16 protein-coding genes and 1 pseudogene are annotated in these 17,456 nt (G+C 61.0%); 4 read left to right on the forward strand and 13 right to left on the reverse strand.

The window, feature by feature from the left end; translation table 11 throughout:
• The first annotated feature begins 168 nt into the window (after positions 1-168).
• Complete coding sequence (locus KSY82_RS03540) at positions 169-1,251, forward strand: iron-containing alcohol dehydrogenase family protein (RefSeq protein WP_217750052.1); 1,083 nt, start codon at positions 169-171, stop codon at positions 1,249-1,251.
• Positions 1,252-1,300: 49 nt separating this feature from the next.
• On the opposite strand, the gene KSY82_RS03545 is transcribed toward KSY82_RS03540, so the two are convergent.
• Together KSY82_RS03545 and ftsH are read right to left on the reverse strand one after the other, a co-directional pair.
• Positions 1,301-1,756, reverse strand: a complete 456-nt coding sequence (locus KSY82_RS03545) for a 2-thiouracil desulfurase family protein (protein WP_217750053.1) — start codon at positions 1,754-1,756, stop codon at positions 1,301-1,303.
• Between the two features lie 81 nt (positions 1,757-1,837).
• A complete protein-coding gene (ftsH, locus tag KSY82_RS03550; RefSeq protein WP_217750054.1) occupies positions 1,838-3,730 on the reverse strand; it encodes an ATP-dependent zinc metalloprotease FtsH in 1,893 nt (630 codons plus the stop codon).
• A 122-nt stretch (positions 3,731-3,852) separates the two neighbouring features.
• Here ftsH and KSY82_RS10350 point away from each other — a divergent pair, with 122 nt between their 5' ends.
• Together KSY82_RS10350 and KSY82_RS10355 are read left to right on the forward strand one after the other, a co-directional pair.
• Positions 3,853-3,921, forward strand: a complete 69-nt coding sequence (locus KSY82_RS10350; RefSeq protein ID WP_148331513.1) for a cob(I)yrinic acid a,c-diamide adenosyltransferase — start codon at positions 3,853-3,855, stop codon at positions 3,919-3,921.
• A pseudogene (locus KSY82_RS10355) lies at positions 3,912-4,070 on the forward strand (cob(I)yrinic acid a,c-diamide adenosyltransferase); the annotation flags it as partial. The gene KSY82_RS10350 and the pseudogene KSY82_RS10355, both read left to right, overlap by 10 nt.
• A gap of 129 nt (positions 4,071-4,199) precedes the next feature.
• Here the strand turns inward: KSY82_RS10355 and KSY82_RS03560 are convergent.
• The 4 genes from KSY82_RS03560 to thyA all read right to left on the reverse strand — a co-directional run bounded on the left by KSY82_RS03560 (position 4,200) and on the right by thyA (position 8,070).
• Positions 4,200-5,549, reverse strand: a complete 1,350-nt coding sequence (locus KSY82_RS03560; RefSeq protein WP_217750055.1) for an MATE family efflux transporter — start codon at positions 5,547-5,549, stop codon at positions 4,200-4,202.
• Between the two features lie 120 nt (positions 5,550-5,669).
• Positions 5,670-6,584 (reverse strand): TrmH family RNA methyltransferase, encoded by a 915-nt coding sequence (locus KSY82_RS03565; RefSeq protein ID WP_217750056.1) that lies wholly within the window; start codon positions 6,582-6,584, stop codon positions 5,670-5,672.
• 109 nt (positions 6,585-6,693) lie between these two features.
• The gene (locus tag KSY82_RS03570; RefSeq protein ID WP_217750057.1) at positions 6,694-7,212 is read right to left on the reverse strand and encodes a dihydrofolate reductase; all 519 of its coding nucleotides are present in this window, start codon (positions 7,210-7,212) and stop codon (positions 6,694-6,696) included.
• A gap of 9 nt (positions 7,213-7,221) precedes the next feature.
• Positions 7,222-8,070 (reverse strand): thymidylate synthase, encoded by an 849-nt coding sequence (gene thyA, locus KSY82_RS03575; protein WP_055309513.1) that lies wholly within the window; start codon positions 8,068-8,070, stop codon positions 7,222-7,224.
• Between the two features lie 166 nt (positions 8,071-8,236).
• Between thyA and KSY82_RS03580 the strand changes: the two genes are divergently transcribed.
• Entirely contained in the window at positions 8,237-9,001 is a 765-nt protein-coding gene (locus KSY82_RS03580) for a DUF134 domain-containing protein (protein ID WP_217750058.1), read from the forward strand.
• A 120-nt stretch (positions 9,002-9,121) separates the two neighbouring features.
• Here KSY82_RS03580 and ffh read toward each other — a convergent pair whose 3' ends face one another.
• From ffh to rpmF, 7 genes are all read right to left on the reverse strand, one after another.
• Positions 9,122-10,597 (reverse strand): signal recognition particle protein, encoded by a 1,476-nt coding sequence (gene ffh / locus KSY82_RS03585; RefSeq protein WP_117816780.1) that lies wholly within the window; start codon positions 10,595-10,597, stop codon positions 9,122-9,124.
• A 10-nt stretch (positions 10,598-10,607) separates the two neighbouring features.
• Positions 10,608-11,525 (reverse strand): signal recognition particle-docking protein FtsY, encoded by a 918-nt coding sequence (gene ftsY / locus KSY82_RS03590; protein WP_117564147.1) that lies wholly within the window; start codon positions 11,523-11,525, stop codon positions 10,608-10,610.
• Entirely contained in the window at positions 11,525-15,061 is a 3,537-nt protein-coding gene (gene smc / locus KSY82_RS03595; RefSeq protein ID WP_217750059.1) for a chromosome segregation protein SMC, read from the reverse strand. The genes ftsY and smc overlap by 1 nt, the downstream gene beginning before the upstream one ends.
• Before the next feature lie 10 nt (positions 15,062-15,071).
• Positions 15,072-15,797: a ribonuclease III gene (gene rnc, locus KSY82_RS03600; RefSeq protein WP_217750060.1), complete on the reverse strand. Its 726-nt coding sequence runs from the start codon at positions 15,795-15,797 to the stop codon at positions 15,072-15,074.
• 3 nt (positions 15,798-15,800) lie between these two features.
• Positions 15,801-16,043 (reverse strand): acyl carrier protein, encoded by a 243-nt coding sequence (locus KSY82_RS03605; protein ID WP_035138134.1) that lies wholly within the window; start codon positions 16,041-16,043, stop codon positions 15,801-15,803.
• 124 nt (positions 16,044-16,167) lie between these two features.
• Positions 16,168-17,187 carry a phosphate acyltransferase PlsX gene (gene plsX / locus KSY82_RS03610; RefSeq protein ID WP_217750061.1) on the reverse strand — a complete coding sequence of 340 codons (1,020 nt, stop codon included), beginning with the start codon at positions 17,185-17,187 and terminating at the stop codon, positions 16,168-16,170.
• 87 nt (positions 17,188-17,274) lie between these two features.
• Positions 17,275-17,454 carry a 50S ribosomal protein L32 gene (gene rpmF / locus KSY82_RS03615; RefSeq protein WP_022094017.1) on the reverse strand — a complete coding sequence of 60 codons (180 nt, stop codon included), beginning with the start codon at positions 17,452-17,454 and terminating at the stop codon, positions 17,275-17,277.
• Positions 17,455-17,456 lie beyond the last annotated feature (2 nt).

Here is a 17,456-nt window from a genome sequence, read left to right on the forward strand (position 1 = left end):
CGGCCGACTACTCGTCCCCATCAACGCTTATGCGGAGTATGCTAGCACGTTCCGCGCCGGCGAAAAACCCTCAACACTGGTTTTATACGTTCGAAATTTCTCGCGGCTGTGGACCTTCTCTAGGAGCAAAATACCTGAAAGCACTTTATCGAAAGAAAGAAGGTTGCCATGCGCACGATTGGAATGAGTGATTATACCGTTGGCGAGGATTGCTTTACCGAGCTGCCCGCCGCACTGGCCGGGTACGGAGCGACCAAGGTCGCCATCATTGGCGGCAAGCGAGCCCTGGCTGCGGCGCTGCCGGGAATCGAGGCGGCACTTGAAGGTACCGATGTCGAGGTCCTGGAGACGCGCGTCTATGGCACCAACAGTACGCGTGCCAATATCGCCAAGGTCGTGAACTCCCCTGCCTGCCAGGAAGCCGACGCGCTCATCGCATGTGGCGGCGGCAAGGCACTCGACACCGTGAAGACCGCAGCCATCGAGCTCAAGAAGATCGTCTTTACCGTACCGACGATTTGCTCCAACTGCTCGGCCGCGACCGCCATTGCCGTTGTCTACAATGACGATGGCTCGCTCGAGGGCTATTCGTACCCCAACCGACCGGCGCACATCTTCATCAACCCCAAGATCATCGCCGAGGCACCGGCAGAGTACTTCTGGGCCGGCGTGGGCGATGCCCTGTCTAAGCAGCCCGAGGTCGAGTACGCCACGAGCGCCGGTAATTTGGAGCACACCGCCGGTCTTGGCCTGGCACTCGCCCACACCTGCTCCGAGCCGCTGTTTACCTATGGCGTCCAGGGTCTTGAGGACGTGCGCCAAGACCTGTCGACCGAGGCCGTAAAGCAGATCGCGCTCGACATCGTGGTCAACACGGGCTATGTCTCGAACCTGACCAACCAAAACGATTACTACTACAACTCGAGCGTGGCGCACGCGTTCTACAATGCGACGTGCAGCATTGCGCGCGAGGGAACCTATCTGCACGGCGAGGTCGTGAGCTTGGGCGTGCTCGTCCTGTTTGCCTATACGGGCGATACCGAGAACCTTGTGCGCTACGCCGCCTTTAACAAGCAGATGGGCCTGCCCGTGACGCTTGAGCAGGTCGGGCTTTCCGAGGCCGACATCCCTGCCCTGTGCGAATACGCGCACGCCACCAACGAGTGGAAGCAGGGCAACCCTGAGCCCTTCACTGACGAAAAGTTCGCCGCCGCCATCAAGGCCGCCAACGCCTACGGACACACGCTCTAGCTCTAACCCAAAACCACCACAAAGGGGACAGGCACCTTTGTGGTGGTTTTTATTGCTCCAACATGCTGGGGTCGAACTCGCTTGCCGGGATCACACGGTAGCCGTGGCGCAGGAGCAGGTCGACGAAAACACCGTTGCCCGCGGTGAGCGTACCGCTAAAGGTGCCGTCGTAGATGTGACCCGCACCGCACGAGGGGCTGCGGTCCTGAAGGATGCACGCGACTATCTCTTCCGGTCCGCCTGCCTGCTCGCACATATCGAGCGCACGTTGGGCACCCAGGCGAAATTTGCGATCAACCGAGATGCCCTCGCAGGTACGGACCTCGCCGTTCACAATCTCGGACGGCTTGCGCGGCGTGGGCAGGCCGCCAAAGACCTCAGGGCACACCAAGAGGACCTCGGTCCCCGTGCGCTCGCAAGCCTCGATCAGCTCTCGATGATAGTTGTCGAGCCCGTTATACTTGCAGCTCTCGCCCATTAAACAGGCGCTCACCACGATCTTCATTTCCATCCCTCTCAAGCAAAACGCCCCATTTGAGAAAGCTGCTCAAATGGGGCGTCGGCGTTTACTGGATCGGCCGCGGCGTTACTGCTGATTGGGCATCAACGGATTCTCACGCGTGAGGAGGTTCATGAACTCCTCGCCCGTGATGGTCTCCTTCTTGTACAGATAACGAGCCAGCTCATGGAGCTTGAACTTGTTCTCCTTGAGGATCTGCAGAGCGCGATCGTGCGCGTCCTCGATTAGCTTAGCGACAATCGCGTCCACACGCTCGGCCGTACCGGGGGCGCAGGTGAGCGACGTGTCCTGGTTGAGATACGCGTTCTGCACGGTACCGAGCGCCATCATGCCAAACTCGTCGGACATACCAAAGCGAGTCACCATATTGCGGGCGAGCTTGGTGGCCTGCTCGATATCGTTGGCGGCACCGGTCGTCATCTCGCCAAAGATGAGCTCCTCGGCCGCACGGCCGCCGCAGTAGACGGCGAGCTTGTCCAAGACCTCCTGGCGCGTCGTCAGGAAGCGCTCGTCCTCCTCGACCTGCATGGTATAACCAAGAGCACCGCTCGTGCGCGGCACGATGGTGATCTTCGTGACCGGCGCAGAGCCCTTCTGGCGAGCAGCAACGATGGCATGGCCGATCTCGTGATAAGAAACGACCTGCTTCTCGTGGTCGGACAGCACCGTGGACTTACGCTGTTGGCCGGCAATGACGACCTCCACCGACTCCTCGAAGTCGTCCTGGGTTGCACGCTTGCGACCCTCGCGAACGGCGCGCAGGGCGCCCTCGTTGATGATATTGGCCAGGTCGGCGCCCGAGGCACCGGGCGTGGCACGGGCAATCGTGGTCAGATCGATCGGCGGCTCGGTCTTCACACTCTTGGCGTGGAGCTCGAGGATGTTCTTACGGCCGGTCAGATCGGGCAACTCGACGGGGATGCGGCGGTCAAAACGACCGGGGCGCAGTAGAGCGGGATCGAGACTGTCGGGGCGGTTGGTTGCGGCAAGGACAACGATACCCTTGTGGTTATCGAAACCATCCATCTCGGTCAGCAACTGATTGAGCGTCTGCTCGCGCTCGTCGTTGCCGCTAAAGCCGCCGCCATCGCGCTTCTTACCGATGGTATCGATCTCATCGATAAAGACGATACACGGGGCCTTTTCCTTGGCCTGCTTAAACAGGTCACGAACCTTTGCAGCGCCGCGACCAACAAACATCTCAACGAACTCAGAGCCCGAAATGCTAAAGAACGGAACACCGGCCTCGCCGGCAACAGCCTTGGCAAGCAGGGTCTTACCGGTACCCGGAGGGCCAACAAGGAGAGCACCGCGCGGCAGCTTGGCGCCGATCTCCTCGTAGCGCTGCGGCTTCTCCAGAAAGTCGACGACCTCCTTGAGAGACTCCTTGGCCTCTTCCTGGCCGGCGACGTCCTTAAAGGTCACGCCCACGTCCTTGGAGGCGATCACGCGCGCGCCGGACTTACCCAGTCCGCCGCCGCCAAAACCGCCGCCGCCAAAGTTCATCGACGGGCCGTCATCGCCCATAGCCTTCTTCATGCGGCGGTTGAGCCACCAACCGATGAGGAAGAAAATCGCCATGGGAAGAATGAGTGTGAGCAGGTAGTAGGTCATCAAACCCGAGTTTTTATCGGGAACGACCGACTCCAGCGAAGCGCCAGACTCAAGCACGCGATCGGTAAAGCCCGCATCGTTCGGCACACCGGTCGTCTTATAGGCGATGTTCTCGTCCTCGCCCTTCTTGGTGTAATAAATCGAGTAATCGTCCGTGTTGTACTCGACCTTGTCGACACTCTTCTTATCGAGCGCCTTGACAAACGTCGAGTAATCGGTCTTCGTAATCTGCTGCGTGTGACCGATGTTGGGGAACAGAACGGTCGAGAGCACGAGGTAGACGACGAAGGCGATGAGCACGTAGAGGATCATATTCCGTCTACGCTTGTTGTCATCCATCTCCATCTGCTTGAACTCCATCTACTGGGGTTGATAATGGTTTCTAGAATACCCAACCCGAGCGACGATAAACCGACGCCGGGCACGAAAGGACAGAGATGGCATCACTGTAAGTCGGCAAGGTTCAAATCTATACAGGCGACGGCAAGGGCAAGACGACGGCTGCTTTGGGGCGCGAGAGGATGTCGAGGAACTGATTGCGATAAAGCCCGCCACCACGGAGCTCGTGCTCCCCGGCCGCGGCTTGCTACCCCTCGCCGACCTTGCCGACCTAGTAACCGAAATGCGCCCCGTCAAACACTACTTCGATGAAGGTCTCCTAGCCCGCCAAGGCATCGAATACTAATTGATTCGTTTTCCGCCAACACCTAAAGCTCATAAGGAAGTTGCGGTGGAATAGTACTTGTTTGACGGTCCGCAAGGACTTTTCAGGAACTATTTCACCGCAACTTATCAGGGGTATCCGACGGATGAGCTAGGCGGTGGCGCGACCTAGCCAGTTGCCGCTGTGGTGGTAGATGGTGAACATGGTTGCGGTGATGAGCCAGGTTACGGGGTAGACCAGCAGCAGGTGCTCAAGCGACGGGTCGAACGGCATAATCGCAAACACCCAGATCACTCTGAGCACGACGGTGCCAAAAATCGTGAGCAGCATGGGCTGCAAGCTCACGCCGGCGCCGCGAATGGATCCCGACGCGTTCTCGATAATCGAGAAAATCGCATAGAACGGCGCAATGAAATGGAGGATGGTCGTGGTGTACGCCGAAATCGAAGCATCGTCGACAAACAGACGAGACAGCGGACCCGAGAATACCAGCAGCACGGCAGACAGGCCACCAATGAGCATAAACGACAGCACGAGCGACGTATGGTAGCCCTTGCGCATGCGCTCGTAGTTGCGCGCGCCAAAGTTCTGTGCCGAGAATGTGGTGATCGACACGCCAAGCGCCTCGGTAACCATCCAGACAATGCCATCCAGGCGGCCCGAAAGACCCCACGCCGTGGTGACATCGGCACCAAACGAGTTGACCGACACCTGAATCAAAACGTTGGAAATCGAGTACGCAGCAGACTGAAAGCCAAGTGGCAGACCACACGAGATCATGCTCTTACAAATAGCAGGATCAATGCCGAGTTTGGACAGTGAAAGCCGCCACGCACCCGGTGCGTGCATCATACGAATCACGATCATCGTGGCATTGGAGCAAATGGTCAGCGCCACCGCGATGCCGCAGCCCAGAGCCTCCATATGAAGCACGGCAACGAAGATGACATCCAGCACCGCATTAACAAGGCAGCCGGAGGCGATGATCACAGCAGGCCCGCGCGTGTCGCCCACGGCGCGCAGCAATGCCGTTCCCATATTGAGCAGCAGCGCCGCAACCATAGCGGCAAAATAGCAACGAGCATAGGCCACGCCCTCGGCCAATAGTTCATGCGGCGTGTTCATAAGCACCAGCATGGGCTCAACGAACACTATGCCAAGAATCGAGAAGGCGATGCCGCCCACCAGCGCGAGCGTCATGGCCGTATGGACCGATCGGCTCAGGCGCTCGTCATCGTGCTGGCCAAAAAACTGGCCCGTAATGACCGCGCAGCCGGCACCGACGCCAACGCAAAAGCCAATGCAGAGCTCGGTGAGCACCATCGTGGCCTGAATGCCACCCAGCGCGAGCTTGCCGCCAAACTGACCGACGATATAGGTACCGATAAGCGTGTATGCCTGCTGAAAGAACGAACTAAAGAAGATGGGAACGCACAGCGACAGCAGCTGCTGCCAAATGACACCCTGCGTTACATCGATAGCCGTAGATTTCTTAGCCACACGCCCTCCCCACTAGCGTACGTCATACAACACATCAATAGTACGGCAAAGCCGCTATCAGCTTAACACCGACCGAAGGCAGTCGAAACACCTCTGGCGGCAAAGCTCGAGAGCACCCCGCTAGTGATACAGCCCCGGCTGGTAGTGGTACTCGTTGCTCACATGCGGGCACAGCTGCCAAAAGGCGACAGCACTTGCCGCGGCCACGTTAAGCGAATCGACCCCGTGCGCCATCGGAATGCGCACGGCTCGGTCACAGCCCGAGATGGTCTTGGCGCCCAGGCCGGCACCCTCGGTGCCCATAAAGATTGCCAGGCGGTCAATCTCCTGCAGCGCGGGATCGTCCAACGACACCGAATCATCCGTCAACGCCATCGCGGCACACGAAAAGCCGGCATCGTGCAGCGCCGCCAGCCCATCATGCGGCCATACGCGCGCCTCGCTGCCAATGCGTGTCCAGGGCACCTGGAACACCGTGCCCATGCTCACGCGGGCCGAGCGACGGTACAGCGGATCGCAGCACGTAGGGCTCACCAAAATGCCATCGACGTTCAGCGCAGCCGCCGAGCGGAAAATCGCGCCGACGTTGGTGTGGTCGACAATACCCTCGAGCACGCACACGCGCACCGGGCGCTCCCCCGCCGCCTCGACGACGCCGCCCAAGAACTCATCAACCGGAATCTGACGCGGGCGACGGAACGCCGCGAGCGCACCGCGCGTCACGTTAAAGCCCGTCAGCTGCTCCATAAGCTCCATCGAGGCCACGAACACGGGAACCGGGCCCGCACCTTCGCGCACAACCAGGCGCTCAAACAGCGGCATCATCTGGTCGAGCCAGCGTTCGCCCAAAAGAAAGCTCACCGGCTCGTATCCGGCACGCACTGCGCGCTCGATAACCTTGGCACTCTCGGCGATAAAGATGCCCTTTTGCGGCTCCAGCACGCAGCGCAGCTCACGCTCGGTCAGTCGCACGTAGGCATCAAGCCGCTCGTCCTCGAGCGAATCGATTCGCAGCACCTCAACGGCATCAGTCATAGCAGCCTGCCCGCACCCTTCTTTACAGTACATCTATACCAAACGAGGCGACGCTAAGCGCCGCCCCATGCATTCAAACAACCCGATGATACCGTTCACGCCAGACGATTTACGCCTCAACGCGACGATACGTCACGAACTCATAATCGACGCCCTCGTCGCCCTCGTCGGCGGCAATCGTGGCAACACCGCAACGCCGCGCAATCTCCCACGCGGGATCGGCATCCAGATCGGGAAAGTACGTATCCACGTCATGCACGCAATGGTTATGCGTAACTTCGGCCTCCACGCAATACGGCAAAAACTGCCGATAGACATCGCCGCCACCGAGCACCCATGCAACAGCCTCATCGGCAACCGCGGCGAGCGCTTCGTCAATGCTATGCACCACGTCAACGCCCTCGGGGGCAAAGCCCTCGTCGCGCGTGAGCACAATGTTGCGACGATTCTTGAGCGGACGCCCGCCGGGAAAACTCAGCAGCGTCTTGCGTCCCATAATGACCGGGCAACCTTTGGTGCACGCCACAAAATGACGCATGTCGGCGCGATTGGACACCACCATGTCACCCTCGCAACCAATGCCCCAGTCGTCGCACACGGCGACAATGGCAGAAAGCTTACACGTCATGCGCGTCACCTACACCGCAATGGGAATGTTCTTGACCTGCGGGCCGTGCTCGTAGCCCTCGACGATCAGATCATCGGTCGTAAACGCATAGAAATCGTGCACGTCAGGGTTAAGCGTTACCTTAGGCGCCGCAAACTGCGGACGCTCGATAAGCTCGCGAACGATATCGACATGACGGTCGTAAATATGGGCATCGGCGATCACGTGCAGCAGCTCGCCGGGAATCATATCGACCGACTGCGCAACCATCATCAGCAAAATGGCGTACTGGCACACATTCCAGTTGTTCGCGGCCAAAATATCCTGGCTACGCTGGTTGAGAATCATGTTGAGCGTCGGCTTGTCGTCCTGCGGGCGCTGCGTCACGTTATACGTCACGCTGTAGGCGCACGGATACAGGTGCATCTCGGACAGGTCGCTAAACACATAGGTGTTGGTCATGATGCGGCGGCTGTACGGCGTGTGCTTGAGGTCGTACAGCACGCGGTCCATCTGATCAAAGTCACCCTCGGCATAATGGCTCTTCTGCCCAATCTGGTAGCCGTAGGCTTTGCCGATAGAGCCGGTCTCGTCGGCCCACTCATCCCAAATATGGCTGTTGAGGTCATGCACGTTATTGGACTTCTTCTGATAAATCCAAAGGATCTCATCCATGGCAGATTTGAGCGCCGTACGACGCAGCGTGAGCGCCGGGAACTCCTCGCGCAGGTCGTAGCGCGCCGTAACTCCAAAGTTTTTAATGGTATAGGCAGGGGTGCCATCCTCCCACACCGGGCGGACCTTTTGGCCCTCGGTGGTGGTGCCATGGTCCAAGATATCGCGGCACATGGTTACAAACTGTTGATCAGCCTTGCTCATTGACCCTCCTGTCAGTCGCCTACAAGCGAGATTCATTGTAGCCCAGGCACACGCGGCCCCACAGCCCAAACATAAGCCCTCATTTTCTGACATATGCCAAAAATGCCTTGCTCTGCAGCGCACACGCGTTATTCTATTGTTGACATATGTCAGATAAGGAGTGCGCATGGCAGGAAGACGCGAAAAATTGCGCCGTGTTGGGATCATCCCCGAATATCGCGGCTTTACCCCCGACGGCCTTGCCAGCGGAGACGCCATCGACATGACGGTCGACGAGCTCGAAGTCCTACGCCTATGCGACCTGGAAGGCCTCAATCAGGAGGCAGTCGCGCAGCAGATGGGCATCGCGCGCGCCACGGTGGCGGCAATTAGCAGCCGCGCGCATCGCAAGGTGGCAAACGCGCTGGTCAACGGACGGGCGATCGTCATCGAAGGCGGTAACATCGCATACTCCCCCATTACCACGACAACGGCCGCATGGCCAGCAAAGGAGATCGGCACCATGAGGGTGGCAACCACGTACGACAACGGCAACATCTTTATGCACTTTGGCCGCAGCGAGCAGTTCAAGATCTACGACATCCAGGACGGCAAGGTGCTCAACGAACAGGTCGTGGGCACCGGCGGCACCGGCCACGGTGCCCTTGCGGGCCTGCTCGCCAACGGTGGCGTGGACGCGCTCATCTGCGGCGGCATCGGCGGTGGCGCTATCAACGCGCTTGCCCAAGCCGGCATCACGGTATACGCAGGTGCCCAGGGCAACAGCGACGTTTGCGTCGAGGCCCTTATCGCCGGCACGCTCGCACAGAACGGCGAGGCCACGTGCGGCTGCCACGGCCATGACCACGACCACGCCCACGAACACGGCGAGTCCTGCAGCTGCCACGACCATCACGAGCACGAGGGCCACGAGGGCTGCAGCTGCCACTAACGGCACGACACCGCGAGCTCGGGGCGCGACGCCGAACTCAACCCAACAATCAAAGCCAACAACAAAGGCCACCCGGTAGCTTCCGAGTGGCCTTTGCCATATCAAGCTGGAATTACAGCCCTATTTCTTATTACGCATCTGCGCTTCCATCTGGCGCAGCAGCTCCATATCGGACTTAGGACCGCCCGTACCCAGGCCGCCCATGCCGCCCAGACCCATAGCGTCCAGGCCAGGGATATTGGGCATGCGCATCTTCTTGCCCTTCTTACCCTTTTTGCCCTTCTTGCCGCCGGCCTGTGCCTGATTGGCCATCGTGCGCATGCGGCCCATCATCTTATTCATCTCGCCCCACTGCTTCATAAGGCTGTTGACCTCGGTGGGGGTTACGCCGGCGCCCTTGGCGATACGCGCGCGGCGCTGGCCGTTGATGATGGAGGGACGCAGGCGCTCCTCCTTGGTCATCGACATGATGATGGCCTCGTTCTTATCGAAGATGCCCTCGTCCAGGTTGCCGCCCATCTGGTTGAGCGCGCGCTGGCCACCGGGAAGCATGCCCAGGATACCCTTCATGCCGCCCATCTTTTTGACGGCTTTCATCTGGTCGAGCATATCGTTCATGGTGAAGCCCTCGCGCAGCATACGCTCGGCAGCCTCAAGCTGCTCTGCATCGGCTGCCTCCTGGGCCTTCTCGATAATGCCGACAACATCGCCCATGCCCAGAATGCGCTTGGCCATGCGATCGGGATAGAACGGCTCAAGCGAATCGGGTTTCTCGCCCATGCTCACAAACTTGATGGGCTTACCGGTCACCTGACGCACCGAAAGTGCGCCGCCGCCACGGGCATCGCCGTCGAGCTTGGAGATGATCACACCGTCAAAGTCGGTGCGATCGGCGAAGGTCGAGACGACGTTGACGATGTCCTGGCCGGTCATGGCGTCGACGACCATCAGCACCTGGTCGGGCTTGACAGCCTTCTTGATGTCGACGGCCTCCTGCATCATCTGCTCGTCGATCTGAAGACGACCGGCGGTATCGACGATGACCACGTCACGCAGGTGATCGACGGCCTCTTGGATGGCGCCCTTGGCAATATCGACCGGGTGCGCTCCGTCACCGCGGAAGACCGGCACGCCGATCTCGCCACCGAGCGTGGCCAGCTGGTCGGCAGCGGCGGGACGGTAGACGTCGCACGCGGCGAGCAACGGCGAACGGCCCTGCTTCTTGAGCAGGTAGGCCAGCTTTACGGCCGCCGTGGTCTTACCGGAGCCCTGCAAGCCCACGAGCATGATGACATTGGGAATGCGGTTGCTAAAGACGAGTTTGCTCTCGGTTGAGCCGAGCATCTCGGTGAGCTCGTCGAGCACGATCTTGACGACGTTTTGCGCCGGCGACAGCGACTCCATGACCTCGGCGGTCATGCAGCGCTCCTTGGTCTTGGCGACGAACTCCTTGACGACCTTAAAGTTAACGTCGGCCTCGAGCAGGGCCATGCGAATATCGCGCATGGCCGAAGTAATATCGGCCTCGGTCAGCTTACCCTTGCCGCGCAGGCGGTCAAATGTGTCGTTGAGGCGATCGCTCAGGGAATCAAACACTGGTTACTCCTTAGTTGGACTCGCCCACCAGGGCGCGGCAGAAATCTTTGGCGTTAAACTCCTGCAGGTCATCGACCTGCTCGCCCACGCCGATGCGCAGGATCGGGAGCTTGAGCTTCTCGGCCACGGCCATGGCGATACCGCCCTTAGCCGTGCCGTCGAGCTTAGTCATGATAATACCGTCCAGGCCCAGCGCCTCGTTAAACTCGAGAGCCTGGTTCAGACCGTTCTGACCCGTAGCGGCATCGATCACAAGCACGACCGAGACAGGCATGGGACCGGCGGCCATATTGGCGGCGCGCTTACGGGTCACATTGACCACCTTGGCGAGCTCGCGCATGAGCTCGGGACTCGTGTGCAGACGACCGGCGGTATCGATGAGCACCAGGTCGCTGCCGCGCTTATCGGCCTCGTCGAGCACGTCATAGCACACGCTCGCAGGATCGGAGCCGCGGTCACGCTTGATAACCGGTACGCCGGCACGCTGACCCCACACATCGAGCTGCTCGATAGCGGCGGCGCGGAAGGTGTCGGCCGAACCGATCACCACGTTCTTGCCGCGGGCGGCCATGGCGCTCGCAATCTTGCCGACCGTAGTGGTCTTGCCGGCGCCGTTGATACCGACAAACAGCACGCAGCTCGGCGTATCGGAAAACGGGTCGCGCTCAACAGGCACAAAATGGCCCTCGAGCTGCTCGGCCAGGGCGCGACGAAGCTGCGGGGCGGTCTTGAGGTTCTTCTTGGCGGCGGCGTCACGCAGGTCATCGGAGACCTGAATGGCGACCTCGGCGCCCATGTCACCCATGACGAGGGTGTCCTCAAGATCCTCCCAAAAATCCTCGTCGACCTCACCGCCAAAGTAGAAGACCTCGTTGAGGGCCTCGCGGCTGCGCTCAAGTCCGCGCGAGAGTGCGTCAAAGAATCCCATTATGCATTCACGACCTTTCCGGTTTCGCGATCGAGTTTTTGCGAGACGACGCGACTGACGCCGTCGGCTTGCATCGAGACGCCATAGAGGACGTCAGCGTCCTCCATAGTACGGCGCTGATGCGAGATTACCAAGAGCTGCGTATCGGAACGCAGCACATCGAGGGCGCCGATGAGCTTGGACAGGTTGGCGTCGTCGAGTGCCGCCTCGACCTCGTCCAGCACATAGAACGGCACCGTACGCGTGCGATACACGGCAAAGAGCACGGCGAGCGCCGTCAGGCTCTTCTCGCCGCCCGACATGAGCATCATCTTGGTGATGCGCTTGCCGCGCGGCTGCGCCACGACCTCGATACCCGTCTCGGCAGGATGCTCGGGATCGGTCATCTCCAGATGAGCCTGACCGCCCGGGAAGAGCATGGCGAAGATCTCGCGGAAATTCGCATCAACCTTCTCAAACGTCACCAGGAACGCCTTGCGCATCTTGCGGTCGATCGCCACGGTGATCTTGGTGAGCGCCTTGCGCGCGCTCTCCAGATCGGCCAGTTGCTCCTCGATGTAATCGGCGCGGCGCTTGAGCTGCTCGTACTCCTCCATGGCAACCTGGTTCACGGGGCCCAGATTGTTGATTTGGCGCACGAGTTGGTTGAGCTCGCGCTCGGCAGCGTCGCGATCGGTGGGCGCCGGCAGCATGAGCGCTTCCTCGAGCACCGTAGTGCCATCAGCGGTGATGGCCTTGATGGCAGCCTCGACCTGCACCTCGAGCTTGCCGCGTGCGACCTTGAACTCGTTTTGCGTCGCCGTGGCAGCATCGACCCGCTCCTTGGCGCGGGCGACCTCGGTCTTGGCGTCCTCGATGGTCTTCTTTAGCGAAGCCGAGTCCGCCTCCTCAAGCGTTGCCTGATCGCGCAAGCGCGCAGCCCAGTCCGAGGCGCGCTCCAACAGGGCAGAATAGCGCTCGTGCATGGGATCGACGCGAAGGCGCAGCAGCTCAAGCGAGCGCGAGGCCTGGCGTGTTCCGCGGATACGGCGGTCGATGCCTTCCAGGCGATGCTCAAGATCGGGCACGCGGCCCTTCAGCGAACGCAGGCGCTCGCTCGTCTGGGCCAGGCGGACCTTAGCATCGGCGAGCTTGCCGGCTGCCTCGGAATCATCACGGCGCACGCGATCGAGCTCATCATTGGCCTCGGCAATCTGCAAGCCCAGATCGCTCGCTTGCGCACGAGCCTCGTCACGCGAACGGGTAAGTTCATCCACGCGCGGACGTGCAGCACGAACGGCCTCGGCAGCCTGCTCGCGGCGCTTGGAAATACGCACGCGCTCGACCTCGGCGTTGTTGGCACTCTGCTCCAGGCGGCCGATCTCGGACAGCAGGGAGCGACGCTCGCCCTCAAGGCGGGCAATCTCGCCGGCAGCATCGCCCTCGGCAGCACGGGCCTCCTCAACGGCCGCATTGGCCTCGACGACCTGATCAGAAACATGCTCAAACGCGGCAGTAAGATCGGGCTCCAGGCCCTCCAGCTCGCGGATACGACGCTTGCGCTCCAGGGCGCCCGAAGCCTCGCCGGCATCAAGCCCCACGCGAACCAGGCCGCCGCAGGCAACGCGAGCGCCATCGGGAGTCACATAGGTCACGCCATCAACGACCGGCGCGGACAGCGCGGCAGCCAAGTCATCGACCACGTAATAGTCGCCGAGCAATGCCTCGACGACCGGACCGTAGCCCGCACGCACGGACAGACGATCAACAAGACGGGTACCGGCGGCACCCTCGGCAGCCGCAGAGCCGCTCACGCTGCGCGCCACCAGCAGCGCCTCGCCCGAGGCCTTCTTCTGGTCCAGCGCAGCGCGACCGGCGCGCTCAAGTGCGGCAGCGTTATCGAACAACAGGGCATCGATATCGCCGGCGAGCAGCTGCTCAACCAGGCCCTCAAGCTCACGAGGTGCCTCGAGCACATCGCCCAGACGACCCGAGACATCGTCGCCCAGCGCGCCCACCAGACGGCTTACGAGCGGCGAGCTGTCGGCCATGCGAGCATCAAGCTTCTTTTGGCTGGCAAGCTCCGAGCGCACCTCGGACAGCTTGTTGCGTGCCTCGCCTTCGCGGGCACGCAGGTCCTTGAGGGCAGCGCGCGCCGTCTCGGTGGCCTCGCGTGCATCGCTCTGGGCCTGACGGGCCGCCTCAAGCGCACTCTCAAGCTCCTCGACACGGTTGCGGCGGCTATCAAGCGATGCCGTGACCTCCTCGAGCTGCTCATCGATCTGCTCCAGGCGCGAGGCATACATGTTGTCTTCGACCTCGGCATTGGAAAGCGAATCCTTTATCTTAGCGAGCTCGAGCGCAGCATTATCGGCAACGCGCTGCACATCGCGCTGCTCGCGCGTAAGCTGCGAAATCTGCGCATCAAGCGCCACGCGGCGCTCGTGAAGCTCGGCGGCGGCAGGGCCGGCGGCGTCGACGTCGTCCTGGGCCTGCATGTGCGCACCGGTCACTTCCTCGAGCTGGGCACGCGCATCCTCGAGCTCCTCGACCACGCGCCGGCGCTGATGCTCGGAGCTCGAGATCTGGCCGCGCATGTCGGACAGGCGCGACACCATGTTGTGGCCCTTTTCCTCGAGCAGGCGCATGTCGGAGTTAATGCGACCGACCACATCTTGCATATGGCGGCGTTGCTCGCCCAAGTCGCCCACAAACAGGCCCTTTTCCTCGAGCATGACCTGGAGCTTCTCGAGCTCGCGCTCTTTCTCACCCAGGCGGTACTGCGCGAGCTCAAGCTCGGCAGCGCCCTCCTTGGAGCGGCTCTCCAGGTCGTTCCACTGCGACTGCAGCGAACGAAGCTCATCGACGGCCAGCATCTGCGTAAGCTCGTTCGCGCGCGAGGACAGCTCTTTGTACTTGCGCGCGCGATCGACCTGACGCTCCAGCGGTCGCAGCTGACGGGCGATTTCCTTGTTGATATCGCGGGCACGGGTCAGGTGCTCGTCCATCGACTTAATCTTTTTGAGCGCACGCTCCTTGCGACGCTTGTGCTTGGAGATGCCGGCAGCCTCCTCGATCAGGGCGCGGCGCTCCTCGGGGCGGCTCTGCAAAATGGCATCGAGCTTGCCCTGGCTGATGATGGAGTGCGTATCCTTGCCCAGTCCCGAATCGTGCAAGATGTCCTGGATGTCCATCAGGCGGCACGGGCTCGAGTTGATGAGGTACTCGCTTTCGCCCGAGCGATACATACGACGGGTGATGGCGACCTCATCAAAGTCGACGGGCAGCATATGGTCCGAGTTATCGAGCACCAACGTGACCTCGGCAACACCCACCGGCTTGCGCGCCGACGAGCCCGAGAAGATGACGTCCTCCATAGCCTGGCCGCGCAGCTGCTTGGCGCTCTGCTCGCCCAGGACCCACAGAATCGAGTCGGAGATGTTCGATTTTCCCGAGCCATTGGGACCGACGATGACGGTCAGGCCCGGCTCAAACGTCATGTGGGCGCGGTCGGCAAACGACTTGAACCCTTTGAGCGTGAGGGACTTGAGATACACGGTTCCTCGCTTAAACAGGCTTCTTGTTGAGAATCACGCCGTTGGTGGTGTAGCCCATGCGGTCGAGTGCCTCGAGCGCAGCGGCCCCCTCGGCCTCCTTCTTGGAGGAACCGGTGCCGCGGCCCTGGCGAATACCGTCGATGAGCACCACAGCGGTAAAGGTGGGCGCATGCGCGGGGCCCTCGGAACCGACCAGCTTATACGCGGGAGGCTCGTGGCCGTCGGCCTGCACGCACTCCTGCAAAAACGACTTGGGGTTCGCGGGGTGCTCGGCACGCTCGGAGGCCAGGTGCGGCTTAAGCGTGCGGTGGATGAACTCCGCCGCCGCATCCCAGCCGGCATCCAGGTACAGGGCGCCCACGAGCGACTCGTAGACGTTCTCGAGCGCCGAGTGCAGACCGCGCGCGCCCGTGCCGGTCTCGGAGGCACCAAAGATGATGATGTCGTCGATGCCCAGCTCATGGGACACCTCGGACAGCGTGGCGCCCGAGACGAGCGACACCTTCAGGCGCGTAAGCTTGCCCTCGTCAAACTCCGGATAGGACTCAAAGAGTGAGCGGGCAACCACGGCGCCCAAAATGGAATCGCCCAAAAACTCAAGGCGCTCATAACTCGCCGAGACGGGCTGACCTTCCACGGCAGAAGGGTGCGTGAGCGCCGCGCGCAGCAGCACCTTGTTATTGAACTCGTGGCCCAGGATTTCCTGGGCGCGTGCAAGTCGTTCAGATAATGCCAAGACTTAGGCCTCCTTGGCGTTTTCAATAGCGTCGACAGCGTCGGCGACAGAGTTGAGCGACAGCAGGGTCTCGTCATCGATCTCGAGGTCGAACTCGTCCTCGATGGCCGTCACCAGCTGCAGACGCTCGAGCGAATCGGCATCGAGATCGTCAAAGGTAGTCTCGTCGCTAATGTCGGCGACATCGACGCCCAGAACGTCAGCGGCGACTTCGGCGATCTTATCGAAGATTTCGGAGCGGTCCATAGCGCTTCCTCTCGTATTGCGTGAACATCAACGAGCTGGCGCCGCAAGCGCAGCGCCAAGACACGGTTTTGATTCTACCCCACGACGAAGGCCGCGAGGCACATAACAGCGCTCTAACTCGCTCCTACAAAACGATGCCGTCCATAGAGTTGGCGACGTTCTCGACCAGCCCGGCGCGCACGGCCTCCGCCGCGGCAAGCGTACCGTTTTTGACGGCCTCGACCGAGGTGGCACCGTGGCCGATCAGGACCACGCCACGCAGGCCCAGCAGAATGGCGCCGCCCTTAGCATCGCCCGAGAGCTTTGCCTTGATCTCGCGCATCTGCTTTTTGATGAGCAGCGCGGCGATCTTGGTGCCGAGCGAAGCCATAAAGGCACCCTTGAGCTCTTGCAGCAAAAACTTAGCGGCGCCCTCGGTTGCCTTGAGCGCGATGTTGCCCGACATGCCATCGGCAACGACGACGTCAAAGTTACCCGAGGTCAGGTCGGTGCCCTCGCAGTTGCCCACAAAGCCGGGAACCGCGGCCTTCATGGCCGGGAAGCATGCCTTGGTAAAGTTGGAGCCCTTCTCATCCTCGGTGCCGTTGCCGAGCAGACCGACGCGGGGATACTCAATGCCCAAGACGACGCGTGCATAGGCACTACCCATCTGGGCAAAACGCACCATGTCGTCGACCTCGACATCGGGGTTGGCGCCCATGTCGCACAGAACCGTCAGGCCGCCGGCGCGGTTGGGCAGTGCGTTGGTGAGGCACGGACGTACCGGTTGCTTCTTGCCCTCGGCCTGATACCTAAACGGCGTCACGTAGGCGGTAGCGGCAGCGGTCATGGCGCCAGTGGAGCCGGCAGAGAAGAACGCATCCGCGTTGCCCTTCTTAATGGCTCGGCAGGCAAGCACGATCGAGGACTTGCGCTTGGTCATCACGGCTCGAATGGGATCGTCATCCATGGCGATGACATCGGGCGCCTCCAAGGCCTCAACGCGAGCGTGAGCCGCGGCAAAGGGGTTCACGATCTCTGCGGGACCGACGGCCAAGACCTCGATATCGGGATCCGCCGCAAGCGCCGCCTCGATACCGTCGAGGACAACCTGAGGCTTCTCGTCTCCGCCCACAACGTCTACACAAACGCGAACGTTACTCATATACATGCTCCTTATACAAAAATGGCCGACTCATTGAGCCGGCCATTGTGGTTCCAGTTGGAACGGCATCACATCCAGAGTATACAGTTACTCGGTAACGATAACCTCGCGGTCCTTGTAGAAACCGCAGCTGGGGCACACGTGGTGCGGGAGCTTGACAGCGCCGCAACGGGGGCACGTGGACTGAGCCGCAGCCGAGATCTTCATGTTGGCGGAACGGCGGGTGTGAGTGCGGATACGACCCTGCTTTTGTTTAGGTACGGGCATAG

The sequence above is a fragment of the Collinsella aerofaciens genome, from assembly GCF_019131995.1.
GTDB classification, from domain to species: Bacteria; Actinomycetota; Coriobacteriia; order Coriobacteriales; family Coriobacteriaceae; genus Collinsella; species Collinsella aerofaciens_S.

Coding starts and splice junctions, on each gene's coding strand:
- plsX (WP_217750061.1), bottom strand. CDS start 17,187: ATGAGTAACGTTCGCGTTTGTGTAGACGTTGTGGGCGGAGACGAGAAG.
- KSY82_RS03540 (WP_217750052.1), top strand. CDS start 169: ATGCGCACGATTGGAATGAGTGATTATACCGTTGGCGAGGATTGCTTT.
- KSY82_RS03605 (WP_035138134.1), bottom strand. CDS start 16,043: ATGGACCGCTCCGAAATCTTCGATAAGATCGCCGAAGTCGCCGCTGAC.
- ftsY (WP_117564147.1), bottom strand. CDS start 11,525: ATGGGATTCTTTGACGCACTCTCGCGCGGACTTGAGCGCAGCCGCGAG.
- thyA (WP_055309513.1), bottom strand. CDS start 8,070: ATGAGCAAGGCTGATCAACAGTTTGTAACCATGTGCCGCGATATCTTG.
- rpmF (WP_022094017.1), bottom strand. CDS start 17,454: ATGCCCGTACCTAAACAAAAGCAGGGTCGTATCCGCACTCACACCCGC.
- ftsH (WP_217750054.1), bottom strand. CDS start 3,730: ATGGAGATGGATGACAACAAGCGTAGACGGAATATGATCCTCTACGTG.
- KSY82_RS03565 (WP_217750056.1), bottom strand. CDS start 6,584: ATGACTGATGCCGTTGAGGTGCTGCGAATCGATTCGCTCGAGGACGAG.
- KSY82_RS03570 (WP_217750057.1), bottom strand. CDS start 7,212: ATGACGTGTAAGCTTTCTGCCATTGTCGCCGTGTGCGACGACTGGGGC.
- KSY82_RS03545 (WP_217750053.1), bottom strand. CDS start 1,756: ATGAAGATCGTGGTGAGCGCCTGTTTAATGGGCGAGAGCTGCAAGTAT.
- KSY82_RS03580 (WP_217750058.1), top strand. CDS start 8,237: ATGGCAGGAAGACGCGAAAAATTGCGCCGTGTTGGGATCATCCCCGAA.